This window comes from Pseudomonas sp. HN2-3 (assembly GCF_020691745.1).
In the GTDB taxonomy this organism is placed as follows: domain Bacteria; phylum Pseudomonadota; class Gammaproteobacteria; order Pseudomonadales; family Pseudomonadaceae; genus Aquipseudomonas; species Aquipseudomonas capeferrum.
Map to the genome: position 1 here is coordinate 2,301,436 of NZ_CP085704.1, position 18,282 is coordinate 2,319,717.

Annotated in this window: 12 protein-coding genes; 6 read left to right on the forward strand and 6 right to left on the reverse strand. The window is 63.2% G+C overall.

All coding sequences use genetic code 11. The features are described 5' to 3' along the window. The first annotated feature begins 295 nt into the window (after nucleotides 1-295). On the forward strand, nucleotides 296-2,773 hold the full coding sequence (locus LJX93_RS10570; RefSeq protein WP_081874701.1) for a TonB-dependent siderophore receptor: 2,478 nt from the start codon (nucleotides 296-298) through the stop codon (nucleotides 2,771-2,773). A gap of 11 nt (nucleotides 2,774-2,784) precedes the next feature. Here the strand turns inward: LJX93_RS10570 and LJX93_RS10575 are convergent, their stop codons facing one another. After that, complete coding sequence (locus tag LJX93_RS10575) at nucleotides 2,785-3,225, reverse strand: GNAT family N-acetyltransferase (RefSeq protein WP_033697253.1); 441 nt, start codon at nucleotides 3,223-3,225, stop codon at nucleotides 2,785-2,787. A gap of 219 nt (nucleotides 3,226-3,444) precedes the next feature. Here LJX93_RS10575 and LJX93_RS10580 point away from each other — a divergent pair, with 219 nt between their 5' ends. Both LJX93_RS10580 and LJX93_RS10585 read left to right on the forward strand, forming a co-directional pair. Next, nucleotides 3,445-3,924, forward strand: a complete 480-nt coding sequence (locus LJX93_RS10580) for an isochorismatase family protein (protein WP_033697255.1) — start codon at nucleotides 3,445-3,447, stop codon at nucleotides 3,922-3,924. 106 nt (nucleotides 3,925-4,030) lie between these two features. Beyond that, nucleotides 4,031-5,881: a DUF3857 domain-containing transglutaminase family protein gene (locus LJX93_RS10585; RefSeq protein WP_156311462.1), complete on the forward strand. Its 1,851-nt coding sequence runs from the start codon at nucleotides 4,031-4,033 to the stop codon at nucleotides 5,879-5,881. Between the two features lie 84 nt (nucleotides 5,882-5,965). Here the strand turns inward: LJX93_RS10585 and LJX93_RS10590 are convergent, their stop codons facing one another. The 5 genes from LJX93_RS10590 to LJX93_RS10610 form a co-directional block, all read right to left on the reverse strand. Then, a complete protein-coding gene (locus LJX93_RS10590; RefSeq protein ID WP_033697259.1) occupies nucleotides 5,966-8,416 on the reverse strand; it encodes a TonB-dependent siderophore receptor in 2,451 nt (816 codons plus the stop codon). A gap of 135 nt (nucleotides 8,417-8,551) precedes the next feature. After that, nucleotides 8,552-9,499, reverse strand: coding sequence for a FecR domain-containing protein (locus LJX93_RS10595; protein ID WP_095065214.1), 948 nt, complete (start codon nucleotides 9,497-9,499; stop codon nucleotides 8,552-8,554). Between the two features lie 2 nt (nucleotides 9,500-9,501). Beyond that, nucleotides 9,502-10,032 (reverse strand): sigma-70 family RNA polymerase sigma factor, encoded by a 531-nt coding sequence (locus tag LJX93_RS10600; RefSeq protein WP_033697263.1) that lies wholly within the window; start codon nucleotides 10,030-10,032, stop codon nucleotides 9,502-9,504. A gap of 96 nt (nucleotides 10,033-10,128) precedes the next feature. Then, entirely contained in the window at nucleotides 10,129-12,930 is a 2,802-nt protein-coding gene (locus LJX93_RS10605; protein WP_227697158.1) for an amino acid adenylation domain-containing protein, read from the reverse strand. 138 nt (nucleotides 12,931-13,068) lie between these two features. Beyond that, the gene (locus LJX93_RS10610; protein WP_033697268.1) at nucleotides 13,069-13,767 is read right to left on the reverse strand and encodes a pirin family protein; all 699 of its coding nucleotides are present in this window, start codon (nucleotides 13,765-13,767) and stop codon (nucleotides 13,069-13,071) included. A gap of 175 nt (nucleotides 13,768-13,942) precedes the next feature. Between LJX93_RS10610 and LJX93_RS10615 the strand changes: the two genes are divergently transcribed. From LJX93_RS10615 to LJX93_RS10625, 3 genes are all read left to right on the forward strand, one after another. Then, nucleotides 13,943-16,459: a UvrD-helicase domain-containing protein gene (locus tag LJX93_RS10615; protein ID WP_227697159.1), complete on the forward strand. Its 2,517-nt coding sequence runs from the start codon at nucleotides 13,943-13,945 to the stop codon at nucleotides 16,457-16,459. 216 nt (nucleotides 16,460-16,675) lie between these two features. Then, nucleotides 16,676-17,596 carry an alpha/beta fold hydrolase gene (locus LJX93_RS10620; RefSeq protein WP_033697269.1) on the forward strand — a complete coding sequence of 307 codons (921 nt, stop codon included), beginning with the start codon at nucleotides 16,676-16,678 and terminating at the stop codon, nucleotides 17,594-17,596. A gap of 76 nt (nucleotides 17,597-17,672) precedes the next feature. After that, nucleotides 17,673-18,107: a VOC family protein gene (locus tag LJX93_RS10625; protein ID WP_033697270.1), complete on the forward strand. Its 435-nt coding sequence runs from the start codon at nucleotides 17,673-17,675 to the stop codon at nucleotides 18,105-18,107. Nucleotides 18,108-18,282 lie beyond the last annotated feature (175 nt).

Consider the following 18,282-nt stretch of genomic DNA (forward strand, 5'->3'; position numbering starts at 1 on the left):
AGATGTGGGAGCGGCCTTGCGCCGCGAAGCGCCGCGCGGGCGGCGCTCGATCTCATAGGCGCTGAAAATGCCAAGCCTGGCACCTGCGGCGCTCGATCTCACAGGCGCTGAAAATGCCGTGGCAAACACAGGGTCACCTTTACCCATCTCCCAACCAGAAAATCGCAGCCAAGCCCCATTCCATAAACGCGCCCTTTTTTACATAAGGGGGGTTACCGATTCCGATTCTCATTCGACTTGTAAGTAGAGGCGCCTCTGACGCCATAAAAAACTGCCGCAGGGCGAAAGGAATACCATGCTCCCCACAGACACTCGCACCCCCGTCATCCTCATCAACGCCGCCAAAACCGCACTGGCCCGCTCAGTCCATCGCGCACTGTTCAGCATCACCCTGGCGACCCCGCTGGCTGCGGTGATGATTGCCCAGCCCGCCGTCGCCCAGGCCCGCGCCGATGCCGCGTTCGACATCCCGGCCGGCCCGCTGGGCTCGGCGCTCACCCAGTTCGCGGCAGCGGCAGGGGTGACGGTCTCCTTCGAGCCGTCCTACGTCCAATCGCTGAGCTCGCCGGGCCTGCATGGCCGCTACAGTGCCGAGGCCGGCCTGCGCCAACTGCTCGTGGGCAGCAAATTGCAGGTGCTGCGCCAGGCCAATGGCAGCTACTCGCTGCTGCCCATGGTCGGCGATGCCTCGACGCTGCAACTGGACAGCACCAGCATTACCGGCACCGCCGTGGAATCGGCCTATGGCCCGGTAAACGGCTATGTCGCCACCCGCAGTGCGACAGGCACCAAGACCGATACACCGATCCTGGAAATACCCCAGGCCATCAACGTGATCACCGCCGACCAGGTGCAGGCCCAGGGCGCACGCAACCTGACCCAGGCACTGCGCTACACGCCGGGGCTGGCCACGGGCGGCTTCACCGACCGCAACACCATTGCCGACGAAATCACCAGCCGTGGCTTTGCCCCGACCCCGCTGTACCTGGACGGCGCATACGTGCCGTATGCCGGCAGCCTGGGCGGTGCACCGCAGATCGACCCCTACACCCTGGAGCGCATCGAGGTGCTCAAAGGCCCCTCGTCGGTGCTCTATGGGCAAAACCAGCCGGGCGGGCTGATCAACATGGTTTCCAAGCGCCCGACCCGCGAACAGCGTAGCCAGGTCAAGCTGGGCGCCGGCAGCTACAACCGCGCCAACGGTGCTTTCGACACCAGCGGCCCCTTGGATGAGCAGGGCGAGTTTACCTATCGCCTGGTCGGTGTTGCCAACAAGGGCAACGAACAGGTGGCCCACGCCCATAGCGAACGCCTGCTGCTGGCACCCAGCCTGACCTGGTCGCCGAACGAGGACACCTCCTTCACCGTGCTGGCGCAGGTGCAGCGTGACGATGGCGCTGCCGACTACCAGTCGCTGCCGATGATCGGCTCGCTCAAGCGTGGCCCGACGGGCCAGCACATCGACCGCGACTTCTTCTCGGGCGACTCGCACTACAACGATTACAAGCGCAACCAGTACATCTTCGGCTATGACTTCACTCACCGCTTCAGCGATGACCTGGCCGTGCGTTCGACGGCGCGTTACACCGATGTGCGGGATCGCTACAAAGGGTTCTACCTGCGCAGCTTCGTCTCGGACGGCGACAGTGTCGATTACACCCGGGCCAACCGGGTCAAGCTCGACTGGCGCCAGCACAATATCGCCTACACCCTCGATAACAACCTGGAATACAAGTTCAACACCGGCGCGCTGCAGCACACCACGCTCGCGGGTGTGGACTACCGCCACTTCTCGCGCAAATACGATGGCTACAACGCCTACAACGTGTTGCCGGTCGACCTGTATGGCAAGAACAACTACGACACCAGCAGCGTGACCCCGGTGCTGGACACCCAATGGGACAACACGGTTCGCCAGACCGGTGTATACGTGCAGGACCAGATCAAGCTGGACCAGTGGATCCTGACCGTGGGCGGCCGCCAGGACTGGGCCGAAATCGACAACAAGGACCTGCTGGCCAAGAGCATCGCCTCACAGCGTGACAACAAGTTCACCGGCCGTATCGGCCTGACCTACGTCACCGAGTTTGGTCTGGCGCCTTACGTCAGCTATTCGCAGTCGTTCTTGCCGACGCTGGGCACGGACTCCGCGGGCAAGTCGTTTGAACCGACCGAGGGTGAACAGTACGAAGTGGGGGTGAAGTACCAGCCGGCCGAGGGCACATTGCTGACCGCCTCGGTGTTCCAGGTCACGCAGAAGAATGTGCTTACCCAGGACGACGACAACCCCCAGTACCAGGCGCAGGATGGCGAGGTGCGTTCGCGCGGCATTGAACTGGAGCTCAAGTCCACCCTCGACAATATCGATGTGCTGGCCGCTGCAACCTACATCGACTCGTTCTATACCAAGAGCAACTATGGCGACCAGGGTAACCGCAGCGAATCGCAAGCGCCGGTTTCGGCCTCGCTGTGGGTGGATTACCACTTCACCCAGGCCATGCTCAATGGCCTGACATTCGGCGCAGGCGCACGCTATACCGGCCGCAAACCGGGTGATTCGTCCAACTCGTTCGACGTACCGGCGTATGCGGTGTACGACGCCACCGTCAGCTACGACATGGGCAAACTCGACCCAAGCCTGCGCGGCCTGCAGGCCAGCGTGAACGTGCAGAACATCTTCGACCGCGAGTACGTGTCGGACTGCAACTATGCGTTCGGTTGCTACTATGGCCAGGAGCGCGTGGCCTCGGTGGAGATGACCTACGATTGGTGACCGGCGCGATTTCAGGAGAGGAATTTGACAAAGATGAGCTCTGGATCACCGTCATCCAGGTTGTCGATCTGCCCACTCCTGATGAAGCCGAGTTGAGCCAGCACACCCTGCATCGGCGCATTTGAAGCATTGGTTGACGTGAACAGCTTGCCACCCCGGCACTGCGACTCCAGTGCGCGCATGATGGCCGCCGCGATACCGCGGCGGCGTGCCGATTCCTTCACCACGACCAGCGCAATGAACGGTTGATCGAAGAAGGTATCGTTGAGCACGCCATACCCTGTCAGCTGCGATGTATCGTGCGCGTCTGCGGCCACCCAGCACTGGCCGCAGGTGACTGCGTGTGCAATGAATGTTTGCCGTTGCCGATCACCCCGAGCGATCGCGTCCAGCGCAAAAAGCGCCTCGACGTCCTCGGGCTGGGCGAGTCGTATGGTTGATCGCAAGTCCATTTTTGTTCACCTCTACGCGTGCGTGCGCGATGTAAAAACTGCAGGTTCTTATGAATCAAATACGATGCATATAAGGCAGTTTTCAGAAAAATGCACCGTATACGATGCAGGGCGCATCGTCGGTAGCCTCGATGAGGGTAGAGCGCCCGTGCTATCAACAAACCCCAGCACGGGCGCCACGTTATACTTGGCGCCTTTTGCCCGTGGCCGGAGAGCCCTATGCGCCAGGTTTTGCTTATCGTCGATGTTCAATCCACCTTCAGCCCGCCCGAATGGTTGGTAGACGGTTTGCGGCGGTTGTCGGCGAACATCCCGACCGTCGCCTCGGTCGAGCTGCACGATGAGCAGATCACGCCGTTTCAGCGCCAGCTTGGCTGGCACCCGGCGGCCGAGGACGAGAGCCTGATCGAGGCGGACCAGGTGTTCGTCAAGCATGGCTACGGGCAGACCGTCGAAACCCTCGAGTACATCAAGCAGCTGGGCGTGGAGCGGGTACTGGTGTGTGGCATGCAAACCGAAACCTGCGTGCTTGCCGCTGGCTTCGCCCTGTTCGATGCAGGGCTGGCGCCTACGCTGGTGACCGACATGACGGTAGGGTCATCGCTGGACAGGTCCGGCCAGTTGGGCATCGACCTGTGGAAGCATCACTTTGGCCAAGTGACGACCGCTGCTGAAGTGCTGGCCTCGCTGCACGGGTGAGGGCAAAAGGCGCTAGCGGTGCTATCATTTTGCCATCGGCATTCGTCAATGAGTATCATTGTCGATTGATGGCAACTTTGATACACCTGGATCGAGAAGGAACTCCATGCTGAAAAAGTCTTACCTTGTGGCTGTGCTGCTGCCGGTTGCCATGAATTGGTGCGCCCTGGCGCACGCCTTCACCGACGGCACCGACCACTCCGCGACCCTGGAAAAGGTCGAGCAGACCTTCGTGGTGCAGATGGATGGCAGTAATCGTCTGGATGTCGACAGTGTGCTGTTGATCAACGAGGAGCGCGCGATCAAGGCCAGTGCCCAGCGCCCGGTGAGTTACAACCGGTCGCTGGAAACCCTGGATGTGATCGAGGCGTACACGCAAAAGCCCGATGGGCGCAAGGTGATGGTGGACGCCGCGCACATCAAGGAGCAGCAGGAGCAGGCATCCGCGCAGGCGCCGATGTTTCAGGACAGCGTCAACAAGGTGATCATCTTCCCTGAGGTTGCGGTGGGGGACCGTCTGGTGCTGCGTTATCAGCGCAACCGCTTCACGCCGCTGTTCCCTGGCCAGTTCGAAGACATCACCGTGCCGGAATTCCACCCGGTCGGGCAGTTCACGCTCATCTATGACATGCCTGAGGGCCTGCCCCTGCAGGCTGATGCGCGCAACTTCAAGGCGTCGCTGCCGGCGGCTGAGCCAGGGCGCAAGGTCTATCGCTGGGATTACGTGCCGGCGGACCGTGCGCGGATCGAGGCGAGTGCGGTGTCCTACCTGGACTACGGGCACTACCTGGCGGTGTCGACATTCACCGATTTCAAAGCGTTCGCCCAGGCCTACCAGGCACGCGCCAAGGTCGAGGTTACGGCACCGATCCGCGAACTGGCGCAACGCCTCACGGCCCATTTGCCCACCACGCGGGAAAAGGCACTGACGCTCAGTGACTGGGTGCGTGAAAACATCCGTTATGTCGCCGTGTATGTCGGCGCTGGCGGGGTAGTGCCGCACGCGGCGCAAACCGTGCTGGACAACCGTTACGGTGACTGCAAGGACCATGTTGCCCTGCTTGAGGCGCTGCTGACGGCGGCGGGGATCAAAAGCACGCCGGCCCTGATCAACCTGGGCAACGCCTACGTGTTCCCCAAGGTGCCCGCGCTGGGGGTGTTGAACCATGTGATCACCTATGTGCCGAGCCTGGACCTGTACCTGGACTCCACCGACCCGTCGATCGCCGCAGGCTACCTGCCGTTGGCCGTGTTGAACAAGCGGGTGCTGCTGACCGCGACGGGTGAGTTCGGGCGAACCCCGGCCATCCAGCTCAACAAGGTTTCCAGTGACTTGCAGTTCAAGGTCAAGGGCGATGGTGGCGCAGACTTCACCCACGTCGCGACCGTGCAAGGCTGGGCCAGCGAGGTCAGCCGCTACGGTGTGAAATCGATGAAACCGGCGGACCGCGACCTGCTCGTCGAAAAGGTACTCGGTGCCTATGGGCAGCGTGGCAGCGGTACCTTCGAGGTGCGCCCGAGCAACGCCAATGGCGACTTTGTCAGCGCCGTCGATGGGCGCACGGAAAACCTCGTCAACCTGCCAGGGCCTGTGGGCATGGTGGCTTTGAGCAGCCTGGCGGGGGGGATCTCACAGAACGTCTACAGCTTTGCCATGGAGAAGGAACGCAGCCAGCGCTTCGTGTGCATTTCCAATGACACCGTGGAAAAGTCGCGCTTCGAATTCCCGCCTGAGGTCAGTGTGCTGGCGATCCCCAAACAAGTGCGTCTGCAGGACGCCAACGTTGAGTACAGCGCGCAGTATGCCCAGGAGGGCAATGCCGTAGTGATCGAGCGGCATTTCAAGTTCAGCCGCCCGGATGTGGTCTGCTCACCTGAAGATTTTGCCGCCATGAAGCCGGCCATCGAGGCGATGGTCAGGGACCTGCAGAGCCAGATCATCGTACAGGCCAGCTAGCCCGATCTGGCCGCCCCTGCAGCGCCCCTCATGGATCAATGCGTAGCCATTGATTCATGAGGGGCGCTGCAGGTGGGGGCTTGCTCAGAAGTCCCAGCGGGTGGTGACCATCAGGTTGCGTGGCTCGCCATAGTAGGTGGTGCCGAAGTTGCCAAGCCCGGTCAGGTACACCTTGTCGAACACGTTGTTGGCATTGACCGTGAAGCTCAGGTGCTCGCTGTACTGGTAGCGGGTCATCAGGTCCACCAGGGTGTAACCGCCTTGCTTGATGCGTGTGTAGTCGTTGGCGGCCGGGCTGTAGATGCTGCCGTAGAACCCACTCTGCCAACGCAGCCCACCGCCGACGGTGATGCGGTCCAATACGCCGGGCAACCGGTAGGTGTTGAACAGCCGCGCCACATGCTCAGGCTTGGTGGTCGCCAGCGGGAAGCCGAACAGGCGGTTGTCGTCAGCGTCGCGCGTACGGGCGTAGGTGTAACCGGCGGTGATGTTCCAGCCCGGGGCCAGTTCGCCTGCCAGTTCCAGTTCGACGCCCTGGGTGGTGGCACCGTCGATGGCGGTGTAGATGCCCTCGTTGGTGACCGGGTTGGTGCCCACCGAAGAGGCGACGTTGTCTTGTTCGATACGGAAGAACGCCAGCGTGGCGTTCAGCCTGCCATCGAAATAGGCCGCTTTGAGGCCTGCCTCATAACCATCGCCTTCCACCGGGTCGAGGGTGGCGCCGCTGACGTCCTTGTAGACTTGCGGCTGGTAGATCGAGGTGTAGCTGGCGTACACCGAGTACGTGTCATCCAGGTCATAGACCACGCCGGCGTAAGGGGTGACGACGCCGTGCTGCTTGTAGCTGGCGTGGGTGTCATCCAGGGGCGAGGTCGGGTAGTAGTCCTGGTCGTCGTTGTACTTGAAGGTACTGACCCGGGTGCCGAGGATCACCGAGAGGTTGTCGGTCGGCTTCAGGCGTGTGGCCACGTAAGCGCCGTTCTGGCTCTGGGTGGTGGTGTAGTCGCCGTTCTTCGGGAAGTCCTGTTCCGCAACCTTGCCGTTCCAGTCGAAGATCGAGCCCGGTACTTGGGCGAAGGCACTGCCGTCGTAGGTGTCGCCGGTCAGGCGCGAATGCGAGGTCATGAAGCCTGCGACCAGCTCATTCTGACGGCCGAACAGGGTGAAGGGCCCCGACACACTCAGGTCTGCGGTGTTCTGCACACGATGCCCTTCCCAGCGCCCCCAATAGAAGAACATGCCTTCGCCGGTCGTGGCGTCGGGGTTGCCACCACTGGCTGATGCCAGACGGGTGTCATGGTCGCTGATCATGTGGTTGAGGCTGAGCTTGACCTTCCAGTCGTTGGCCAGCGCCTGCTCCAGCGAGCCGAAGTAGGTGGTGGACTGGAAGTCGCGGCGGCTCCAGTCGGCCCCGGGGTTGTGCGAGCGCGAGAAGTCGGTGCGGCTGCCGTCGGAGAAGTACGTCGGGTTACCGGTCCAGGAGGAGCCGCGCGGGGTGGTGGTCTGGTTGTCGATGCCGAAGGTGAGCAGCGTGTCGGGCGTCAGGTCGGCTTCGAGAATGCCGTAGTAGACGTCCTTCTTCTGTTTGTAGTGATCCAGGTACGACTTGCGATCCTGGTAGGCGCCGACGAAACGGCCGCGCACGCTGCCGCTGGCATTGAGCGGGCCGGAAATGTCACCTTCGGTGCGGTAGTTGTCCCAGGAGCCAGCGCTGGCGGTGATCGAGGCCTTGAAGTCGTGGGTAGGCTTCTTGCGGATCAGGTTGACCGTGGCGGAGGGGTCGCCGGAGCCGGTCATCAGCCCGGTTGCGCCCTTGATGACTTCCACGCGGTCGTAGGCGGCCATGTCGACATGGGTCGCGCCCTCGTCGTAGACGCCGTCATAGATGGTGTTGACGCCATCGTACTGGTAGTTGGTGATGGCAAAGCCGCGCGCGGAATACTCCATGCGCTCGCTGTCATACGCCTGCACCGAAACCCCGGGGGTGTTGCGCAGCACTTCGCCGATGTCTTGCGAGCCGTGGTCGTCGATGGCCTGGCGGGTTATCACGCTGACAGACTGGGGCGTCTCGCGCAGGGTCAGCGGTAGCTTGGTCGCGGTGGTCGAGCCACCGGTGGTGTAGCTGCCAGTGCCTTCGGTGATGTTGCCCAGGCCTTGGCCGTCGATGCGGCTGGGGGCCAGTTCCACCACGTCACCCTGGTGGGTGGTGAGCAGCAGCGAGTAGCGGCCGTCGCTTTCCTTGACGGCCTGCAAGCCTGTGCCGCTGAGCAGAATCTGCAGGGCCTGGTCGACCGGGTACTGGCCATTCAAGGCCGGCGAGCGTTTACCGCGCGTCCACTGGGTGTCGAACGACAGCACAATGCCGGACTCTGCAGCGAACTGGGTCAATGTTGCGCCCAGGTCCCCTTGCGGCAGGTGGTAGTCATGCGCTTGCGCGGCGCAGGCTGCGCCCGGCCCACCGAGCAAAGCAGTCAACAGCAGGCAGGTGCGCAGGTCTGGCGCGCTGAAGGGCCTGAGAGTGAAGCGGCAGGTCATCGTCGAGGTCTCGGAAAGGTAAAGAGGCAGCCACAGCTGGGGTTACCTATGAGTCGGATGAGCCGCGCGAAAGTGATCAGGCATGGTGGTTTTTTTTGGGGGAGAGCGAAATGTTGAGGTGCCCCAAAATACCACTTAAGCCGCAGTAATCGTCACCCAGAAACGCGTGCGACGCTGCACCTGCACCGGCAAGGAGGTAGCCAGTGCCCGCAAGATCTGCTCGGTATCATCGAGCCGATAGGTGCCGCTGATGCGCAGGCCAGCAACCGACGGCGCGCAGTGCAGCCAACCTGGCCGGTACCGTGAAACCTCGGTGACGAAGGTGTCCAGGCGTTGGTCATTGACGATCAGCAAGCCTCTGCTCCAGGCGTCTGCGGCGTTGGCCAGCGTCTGCACAGCCGAAAAGCCCTTGCCATCGAACTGGCAGCTCTGGCCGCCGTGCACCTCCATGGCCTGGCCCGAGGCAAGCGTCACACGTGCCTGCTGGCCAAGCACATCGAGCTTGCTGGCGTCATCGAACAGCCGCACGCAAAAGCGGCTGTGGCCAGCCGCGATGCTGCCGTGCCGGGTCACCACGCTGCAGCGTTGCTGCTCTGGCACCTCGACCATGATCTCGCCCTGGCGCAGCCGCACATGCGGCTGTTCGCGGGTGTCATCGATATCAACTGCCGAGGCACTGTTGAGCAGCAGCGTGCTGCCGTTTTTCAGGGTCAGTGAACGCTGTTCACCCACGCCACTGCGTACATCAGCCAGCAACGGTGAATACTGCATTTCGCGATAGCTACCCAAGCCCAGTGCACTGCCACCCAGCAGTACCAGCCCGGCCTTGACCACGCGGCGGCGGGTGGCGTGGCGGCCATGCGCCGCCAGCGACAGTACACGGCTGGTGGCCGGGGCAGGGGTTGCGCTCATGCGGGTCTGCAAACGCTCGGCCTGCTGCCAGGCCCAGGCATTGGCGGGCGCAGCGTTCAGCCATGACTGCCAGGCGCTATGGTCGCTGGGCTGCACTTCACCGCTGTTGAGCTGGCTGTACCAATGCGCGGCCTGACGCAGGGCTGTGCGCTGCTCGGCACTCAAAGCCATGCTCACTGGCCGTGGGTCAGGCTGTAGATCATGCAGTGTTCCGCCGCTTTGGCAATGTAGCGGCGCACCGTCACTTCAGAGACGCCCAACTGGGCGGCGATGCGTTTGTACGGCATGCCATCGACCTGCGACAGCAAGAATGCCTCCCGCACATTGGCGCCAAGCGCTGCCAGCATCGCATCGAGCTCGAACAACGTTTGCAGCAGCGACAAGCGTTGTTCGGCCGAGATATCCAACGCTTCGGGTTGCTCTGCCAGTACCTGCAGCCAGGCCCGCTCCAGGTGCACCCGGCGCAGGTGGTCGATCATCAGGCGACGGGCGATCGTGGCCAGGTAGCCCTTGGGTTCACGGACCGCTTCGAGCTTGGCCGCCGCATCGGCGGCCGTCATCACGCGAACGAACACGTCCTGGACCAAGTCCGCGGCCAGGTGGGTACAGTTGACCCGGGGTGTCAGCCAGCCGTGCAGCCATTTGCTCTGCGCACGGTAGAGCTGGCTGACCTGGGAATTGAGGGCTACGTCCGGGGTGCTCATCCATGCCGCCTGAAAAGAGTTGCAAATGTTAATGGTTCGCATTTTATGCAAACTGTTTCAGGCTTGGCAATCACCAGCGGGCGGGCATTGCCTTGTTCAAGAGGAAGTCACGCGTTCCAAGGCCTGCGCTGCGCGCGCCTTCCTGCTCACGTGCCAGCGTGTCAGTACGCTGCGCAGCAGGGTGTTCCAGCAGTAGCTCAGCACTACGCCACCGACAAGCGCCAGGGCCACCGCGAACAACGGCTGATCGTAGATGTGGCGCGCCAGCGACTGGAACTGGAAGTGCGTCAGGTAGATGAACAAGGTCGACGACGCGATCATCGCCCCCGCCCTGGCAACCACGCCCGGCACGGGCACAGCGCGGAACCAGATCAAGGCGAGCATCGCCGGCAGGGCAATATCGAAGTAACTGGCAAACGCTTGCCAGCCGATGCCGGCAATGGCCACCAGGTCCAGCTCGGCAATCAGCAGTACCGCCACTGCACTGGCGACGCCTTTGCGCAGCGTCGAGTCGGCGTAGTGAATCGCCATGCCCAGCACCATCACCGCCAGGTAATGCTGGGGCACGCGGTTGAGCAGGGCCGTGGCGTCGAAGACGAAATGGCTGAGCAGCAGATCCGCCACCACCAGCGCGCAGGCGGCCATGGTCAGCCAGCGGAACGGGTTGGCAAGGATCGCCTTGCGCACGCGTTTGAACGACAACACAAGGCCAATGACCAGGATCATCTGCACCAGCACTTCGATGTACCAGTAGGCGAAGATGCCGACCTTGTCGGGGGGGAACCAGTTGGAGATCAACAGCAGCGATTGCCAATGCACCTGGTCGAACACCGCCTGAACCAACACCGTATAGGCAATGGTCGGCACCGCGATGGCTGCCACCGACTTGACCAGCATACGGGCGTCACCGCGCTCGTCGATGGCCTTGAACTGGAACCTGGCCAGGCTGATGCCAGAGATCAGGAACAGCACTGACGTTTCGCCTGCGATCCGCCATTCGGAAAACACCTCCAGGTGGCCAACCACAATCAGGATGATGGCGATCATCCGCAGGAAAACCGGCACCTCCATGACCCGCATCGACCACTTCGAGGCCTTGCTGCGCTGCTCGGCCAGTTCGGCCAGGTCCTGGACCGGGATCATTTCCCAGCGATCCGGCAGGTGGCCGATCAGTTCTTCCAGCACCATCGACGCGCGCACGAACGACAATGAATCGCCGCCGAGCTCCACGAAGCTGAGCCGGGCATCGATGCGCGAGGCCTGCAGGATCTGTGACCAGGCGTCGGTCAGTTTCAGGGCGAGCGGTGACAGTGGCTGCGTGGCCGCGTTGTCGAGGGTGTCGCTGCCGTCGAACGCCGCTGGCAAGGCGCGTTTGTCGACCTTGCCGTTGGGTGTGAGGGGGATGCCGGGCACCAACAGGAACATCGCCGGCACCATGTAGTCGGGCAGCATGCCCGCCATGGCTTGGCGCAGTTCAGCGGTGCCTACGGGTTGCTCGGCAACGCAATAGGCAACCAGCCTGACCGTCGCGTTGTCGTGGTTGGCCAGCACCACGCACTGTTTGATGCGTGGATGCTGGCACAGGGCATTTTCGATTTCCGCCAGTTCGATGCGGTGGCCACGAATTTTCACCTGGCTGTCGCCGCGCCCCAGGAAGCTGGCGCTGCCATCGGCCAGGTAAGTGCCGAGGTCGCCAGTGCGGTAGCAGCGGTCGGCCTGGGCGCCGGTGAAGGGGTTGGCCACGAACTTTTCTGCGGTCAGTGCCGGGTCACCCCAATAGCCTAGCGACAGGTAAGGGCTGCGGATCAGGATTTCCCCGACTTCGCCCGCTTCGACCAGGCGGTTGGCTTCATCGATGATCAACAGCTGCGCGCCGTCTATGCCTTTACCCAAAGGGATGCGGCTGTTATCGGCGCCCGGGTCGAGTGGGTGGTACGCCATGGCCTGCGGCGTTTCGGTGGTGCCGTAGAAATTCACACTGCTGGCGTTGGGCGCAATCGCGCGCACCTGCTGGTACAGCGTAGGGCTGAGTGCATCGCCGCCCCAGAACAGGTAGCGCAGGCGCTCGAACACCTGCCCGTTCATGCGCGCGCCGGTTTCGATGAGCTTGCCCAGGGGCGGGGTCAGGTGGATGACCGACAGGCCGTGGTGGTGTATCCAGGCGGCCAGGCGCGACGGGTCGGTCAGGGTGGCCTGGGCCGGGCAGAGGACCGTTGCGCCGATCGACAACGGCGTGAACACGTCCCGGTAGACCGGGTCGTGGCCCAGGCCCGAGAGCAGGGAAAAACAGTCGCCCCGGGTAAAACCCTGCTGCTGCACATGCCAGTCGATGAAATGCACCAGGGGCGCGTGGTGGGTGACGATGCCCTTCGGTTCGCCAGTGCTGCCTGAGGTGAAGGTGATATAGGCCGGCTGCGCGGGGCTAACCTCAGGCAGGGGCGACTGCTTGCTGGCGAAGTGTTGCAGTGCTTGGTCGGGGCAGGGTGGCACGTTGACGGTGCGGGCAAGGCTTGGCTCGACCTGGGTATCGCCACAGCGCAAGACAAAGGCTGGTTCGAGGGTGTGGATGATCTGCGCAATGCGCGCAGCAGGGTAAGCGGCGTCGGCCACGGTGAAGGTCAGGCCGGCGCGCAAGGCGCCGAGCATGGCATAAACCAGCGCGGCACCACGGCTGGCGACGATTACCAGCCGATCGCTGCCATTGGCGCCGTTTTCCAGCAGGTACGTGGCAATGCCCTGGCTGATGCGGTCTAGCTGGCCGTAGCTGCAGGTGGCGTCGTGGGCGATGATGGCGGTGGCATCGGGCGAGTGCTTTGCTTGCTCCACAAAGGCGTGAAAGATCGGGCGCTCGGCGCGATATTCCAGGTTCTGCGTCGGGTTCGGGCGCATTTCCGGCATGTTGGGTGTTTGCTCCGCATCAACGGCAGGGGGTTGGCTGGATAGCACAACGCTAGTGCAGGCTGGCGTTTGGCGCCAATGCCCCTGCGGTGATTGTGTTGAGGAGCAATTTTGGGGCCGCTTCGCAGCCCCAGATACTCAGGCAACATCCACCAGCACGATCTCGCTGTCTTCGATGGCCGTAACCCGCAACACTGCTTCTTGCTCGATGGCCAGCCCATCACGTGCCTTGACGCGCACGCCGTTGACCTCCACCACCCCCTTGGCCGGCACCAGATAACCACGGCGCCCGGCATCAAAGCGGTACTCGGCGCTTTCCCCCGCCTGCAACGTCGCAGCCACCAACCGTGCATCGGTACGAATCTGCAAACTGTCTTCGTCACCTGCACGCCCACTGGCCAGGGTCACGAAGCCTTCGCCACGTTCTCCTTTAGGGAAGGGCCGGCTGCCCCAGGTCGGCGCATCGCCCACCCGCTCAGGCACCACCCAGATCTGGAAGATGCGCGTATCGACGTCCTCCAGGTTGTACTCGCTATGGACGATGCCGGAGCCTGCACTCATTACCTGCACATCACCCGCTTCGGTACGGCCTTTGTTACCCAGGCTGTCCTGGTGGGTGATCGCGCCTTCACGGACATAGGTGATGATTTCCATGTCCCGGTGCGGGTGCGACGGGAAACCGCTGCCAGCCGCAATCAGGTCGTCGTTCCAGACTCGCAGGTTGCCCCAGTGCATACGGGCGGGGTCGTAGTACTCGGCAAACGAGAAATGGTGATGGGCATCGAGCCAGCCGTGGTTGGCGTGGCCGAGGCTTTCGAAGGGTCGCAGTTGCAGCATGGTCGTGCTCCTTGAATGGGTGGAATGGGGCCATGATGCGTCAAAGAAAGATCGAAAATAAGCGTAAATATCGGCTAATTATAATCGATTAAATTGATTGCTCTGGGTGTGGTGTTTTATCCGTTTCATCGCCTAATCCACTGATCTGCAAGCATTCGCTGGTGATTTTTGGTGGATGCGGCGAACATGGCACGCTGATTTGTTTTCCATCGGAGTGACCGTGGCCCACGAGCATCCCCAGGCGCCTGCCGACCTGACCCCACCTGCCCAGTTACCCTGGTTTCGCCGCCTAGCCGCCCGCCTGCTGGGCCGAGGCTTGACCCGCCTGCAAGCCCAGCATCGCGACTCCTGGTTCCTCGGCCATGCCACGGGGCAGCGCAGTGGCCATGAGGACGGTGTGCGTGAAGGCTTCGAGCGCGGGCGGGTAGAAGGCTACGAGGCGGGGCGACAGGTGCTGGTCATTCGCGATACCCGCCCCGATACCGCCGCCGTGCCCGGCCAGGACAACAATCTTTTCGACGACTGGCGCCTGCCGTTGACCGCCGAACTGAAAAAGCGCTTCAAGGCTGATGTGGCGCAGCGCCTGCCGGCCGAAGCGCAACCCAGTGCGGCGCAGTGGAAGCTGATTTTCAGCGACACCCCCTCCACCTGTGTGGTGGCCGGGGCCGGGGCGGGCAAGTCGACCTCGCTGGTACTGCGGATTCTGCTGCTGCGCCATTACCTGGGCTACGAGCTGGATGCGATGACCGTGGTCACCTTCACCCGCGAGTCGCGCAAAGACTTCATCAAGCGCCTGTTGCAGGTGTTCGCCTTGTGGCAGATCGACCTGCAGCCCGCGCTTGCCCGTGAGCTGGTGCGCACCTTCCATTCGCGCATCTTGCCGCTGGTACGCAGCCTGCCAGGCTTTGGCCAGGTGCGTGCGTTCGAGACGCTGGGCAACGAGATGCCGGCCGGCCGTGAGGCCGAGGCCGAGAGCAACCCGTTCGACCTGCGCCTGAACGATGCGCAACGCCAGCAGCTCAACCTCTGCTACAGCACCTTGCTGGGCGAGAACCCGCGTTTCGCCGAGCTTGTTGGCCTGTTGCGCAGCGAGGCGTTGCAGCTCAAGCCGCTGGACCCCAACCACCCCGATGTGCAAAAGCGTGCGCAGGTGACGCAGTTGGCCGCCCAGCGCGACGAAGAGCTGTGCGATGTGATCGAGGACCTGTGGTTCGCTGCAGGTGCCTGGCCGATCAAGGGCATCGAGCCGTGCCGCGACACGCTCGAAATCCGCGGCAGCCGCTTCCATGTGCATGGCCGCCTGCAGGGGCAGGGTGCCTGGGTGGTGCTGGGCTTCGACCCCGCAGAGAGCGCGCAGTACCAGCGCCCCGGCGCCAAGCTGGCGGTGCGTGCCGAGTGGGCGGTCAAGCGCACCCTGTTGCAGGCGTTCTGCGACATGCCCCTGATCTGGCTGGACAACTATGCAGCCGCCCGGCGTTTGGCTGCGTCCCTGGCCGGTGATGCGGTGGCCGGCCCCGGCTTCGAATACAAGGTCAAGGGTGAACTGGCCCCGGCACCGCTGCTCGACGCCTTTGTTGGCGCCGCCAACTTCATCGAAAACCTGGGCCTTGACGTGAACAGTGCCGTGGCGGCGATGAGCTTCCCGGCAGGCGACAGCGACGGCCTGTTCTTCGAAGCGTTGGCCTTGTACTGGAAAGCCCTGGAGGCACATCTGCTGAGCCAGTCGCCACCGGTGATGAGCTACAACCGCATGTTCGCCCTGTTTGGCGAGAACAACCCGGAAAACCTGCAACTGCTGCCTGACCCCTTGCTCAGGCCGCTGGCGCACCTGATGATCGACGAGTTCCAGGACGTTTCGCCGCAGATCGTCAGCTGGCTGCGTGCCAGCCTTGCCGAGATCCGCCGGCGCGGGCCGTCGATGCACACCGGTCGTAATGCCCAGCATTCCTCGCTGTTGTGTGTGGGGGACGACTGGCAATCGATCTATGGCTGGCGCGGCAGTTCGCCGAAGTACTTCATGGAGTTCACCAAGGCATTCGTGTCGCCGGCCAACACCCGGGTGATGATGGTCGAGAACTACCGCTGCCAGCAGCAGGTGATCGACGCTGCCGAGTTCCTGGTCAAGGGCACCCCGGCGATCACCGGCAAGAAGGCCCGGGCCAGTGGGCCTGCAGCCGAGTTGCCGGGCTCGCCGGTCAAGGTGTTCGACCGTGATGAGGCGGCGCTGGGCGAGACCCTGATCGAGCATTATCAACGTGGCGAGTCGGTGATGATGCTGTACCGCAAGGGTAGCGATAAAGCCGTGATGAACGAACACCTGCAAGCGGTGCTGCACGCCGAGGCTGGATTGCCCGCCGAGCAGCGTCGGCTGCGGCAGCTGACTTATCACAGCGCCAAAGGCTTGCAGGCCGATGCGGTGTTCATGCTCGGCGACTGCCAATACCTGACCAGTTCGCCCTACAAGAACCAGGTGTATCGCTTGGCCGGCCTTGGTAAGCCCGGTGATGCCCAGGCATTCGATACGGCGCAGAAGGAAGAGGTCCAGCGGCTGGCCTACGTGGCGGTCACGCGTGCGGTCAGGCACTGCTATTGGCATGTGGAAGCGGCCAACAGCGAAGCGCCAGCGGCGCCCCGGGCGTCGGGCCAGGTGGATGGCCGGCAGGCCTTCTTCGAGGACCTGCGCGGCCAGTGACGTGCATGGGTGCACGGGCTTGAACCTGAGGGTCGGTGATGGCTAAGTCACAGTCGGTGACGGGCCAATCAGTCGCCTGCCGTTACGCCAAGGTAACCTGTCGGAGCCCCGTGCGGCCCGGCGCAAGGGTTGTCGCTGGCGATCTGCTTCGAAGGAGGCCGGCGGCGTATTCGGCCTGGTGTGGTCGTGCCAGGCTTCAAGTCAGGAAGCGTACCCATGCGTGCAACACCCAAGGATCACCTGCTTGACCTCAATGGCATCCAGATTGCCATACGCTGCTGGGGCCCGGAGGACGGCATTCCCGTGCTGGCCCTGCATGGGTGGCTGGACAACGCCGCCTCGTTCGAGCGCCTGGCACCGATGCTCGATGGCTGTTTCGTGGTGGCCCCCGACCTGGTCGGCCATGGCCGTTCGGACCATCGCCGCCACGACAGTGGCTACTACCTGTGGGAGCACGCCGAGGACATGCTGGCGGTGACCGACGCCCTGGGGCTGGCGCAATTTCATGTGCTGGCGCACGGCATGGGCACCGGCGTCGCATCGCTGCTGGCGGCCATGACCAGCGGTATCGCCAGCATGGTTTTTCTCGATGGCATGGGGGCGCCGTTCACGGTCGCCGAGGATGACCGCGTACAGCACCTGGCCCGCGCTTATCGGCTCAAGCGCATGGTTCAGCGCAGCCAGTTGCAGGGTTTCTCCGAGCCCGATGCGAGCCGTTTCGACAGCCTCGCCTCTGCCCTGGAGCAGCGGCGCACGCGCCTGGATGGCGAGCTGTCGGAGGGCGCCGCACGGCTGTTGGCGCAACGCGACCTGTTGCAGCTCAGCGATGGCTATTGCTGGCGCCACGACCCGCGCCTGGTGCTGCCCGAGCCCATGCCGTTGACCGAGCGCGAAGCCTGTGACCTGCTCAGCCAGATCCGCTGCCCGCTGTACTTGATGTTCGGTCGGCAAGGCGCTTTCAGCGGTAACGCCTTTGCCCAGCGTGAGGCGGCCTTGCCCAGCCACGCCAAGGTTTCCTGGCACCCCGGCGGGCACCACTTCCACCTGGAAGCGCCCGATCGGGCCCTGGTCGATCAGCTTCTGCGGTTGTTGGCGCGGCACGAAGGCGGGGTACTGCCGCGGTTGGTCAACGAGTAGCGGGCAATGGCCAGCGCGCCGGGTACTGGGCTATGGTGGCGGTTCACCTCGCGCAGCCGCCACAAGGAGCTCCGACATGCGACCGTTCGCCATCAAGCGCATCGACCACCTTGTGCTGCGGGTCAGTGACCTGCCGCGCAGCATCGCCTTTTATGTGGATGTGCTCGGCTGCACGGTCAGCAGGGTGCGTGAGGACCTGGGCATGGTCCACCTGGCCACGGGTACGGCGATGATCGACCTGGTTACGCTGGACGGTGTGCTGGGGCAGCCCGGTGGCGCTGCCCCGGGCGCAGAGGGGCGCAACCTGCATCATTTCTGCCTGCGTATCGAACCCTTCGATGAACAGGCATTGACCGCTTACCTGCGCGCTGCGGGGGTGCAGGTGGAGCCTGCCGAGAAGCGCTACGGCGCCGAGGGCGAGGGGTTGTCGGTGTATTGCTTTGACCCGGACGGCAACCAGGTCGAGCTCAAAGGGCCGATTCCGTCGCCCGAGGCGCCTAAAAGGCAATGACGCGCCCGTGTGCCAGTTCGCCATCACGGCGAGTGGATATCCCGGTAAAGCCGATTATGCTTCAGATACCTTGCTGCGATCCGAGGCGGCCCGCCTCGTCGTGCTTCGCGCAACCAATGCAAGCCCTAGGGCCTGGGTGCGACGGTGAAATGGGTGTGAGGTGCTCCGGCCTGGG

Coding starts and splice junctions, on each gene's coding strand:
- LJX93_RS10570 (WP_081874701.1), top strand. CDS start 296: ATGCTCCCCACAGACACTCGCACCCCCGTCATCCTCATCAACGCCGCC.
- LJX93_RS10575 (WP_033697253.1), bottom strand. CDS start 3,225: ATGGACTTGCGATCAACCATACGACTCGCCCAGCCCGAGGACGTCGAG.
- LJX93_RS10580 (WP_033697255.1), top strand. CDS start 3,445: ATGCGCCAGGTTTTGCTTATCGTCGATGTTCAATCCACCTTCAGCCCG.
- LJX93_RS10585 (WP_156311462.1), top strand. CDS start 4,031: ATGCTGAAAAAGTCTTACCTTGTGGCTGTGCTGCTGCCGGTTGCCATG.
- LJX93_RS10590 (WP_033697259.1), bottom strand. CDS start 8,416: ATGACCTGCCGCTTCACTCTCAGGCCCTTCAGCGCGCCAGACCTGCGC.
- LJX93_RS10595 (WP_095065214.1), bottom strand. CDS start 9,499: ATGGCTTTGAGTGCCGAGCAGCGCACAGCCCTGCGTCAGGCCGCGCAT.
- LJX93_RS10600 (WP_033697263.1), bottom strand. CDS start 10,032: ATGAGCACCCCGGACGTAGCCCTCAATTCCCAGGTCAGCCAGCTCTAC.
- LJX93_RS10605 (WP_227697158.1), bottom strand. CDS start 12,930: ATGCCGGAAATGCGCCCGAACCCGACGCAGAACCTGGAATATCGCGCC.
- LJX93_RS10610 (WP_033697268.1), bottom strand. CDS start 13,767: ATGCTGCAACTGCGACCCTTCGAAAGCCTCGGCCACGCCAACCACGGC.
- LJX93_RS10615 (WP_227697159.1), top strand. CDS start 13,943: ATGCGGCGAACATGGCACGCTGATTTGTTTTCCATCGGAGTGACCGTG.
- LJX93_RS10620 (WP_033697269.1), top strand. CDS start 16,676: ATGCGTGCAACACCCAAGGATCACCTGCTTGACCTCAATGGCATCCAG.
- LJX93_RS10625 (WP_033697270.1), top strand. CDS start 17,673: ATGCGACCGTTCGCCATCAAGCGCATCGACCACCTTGTGCTGCGGGTC.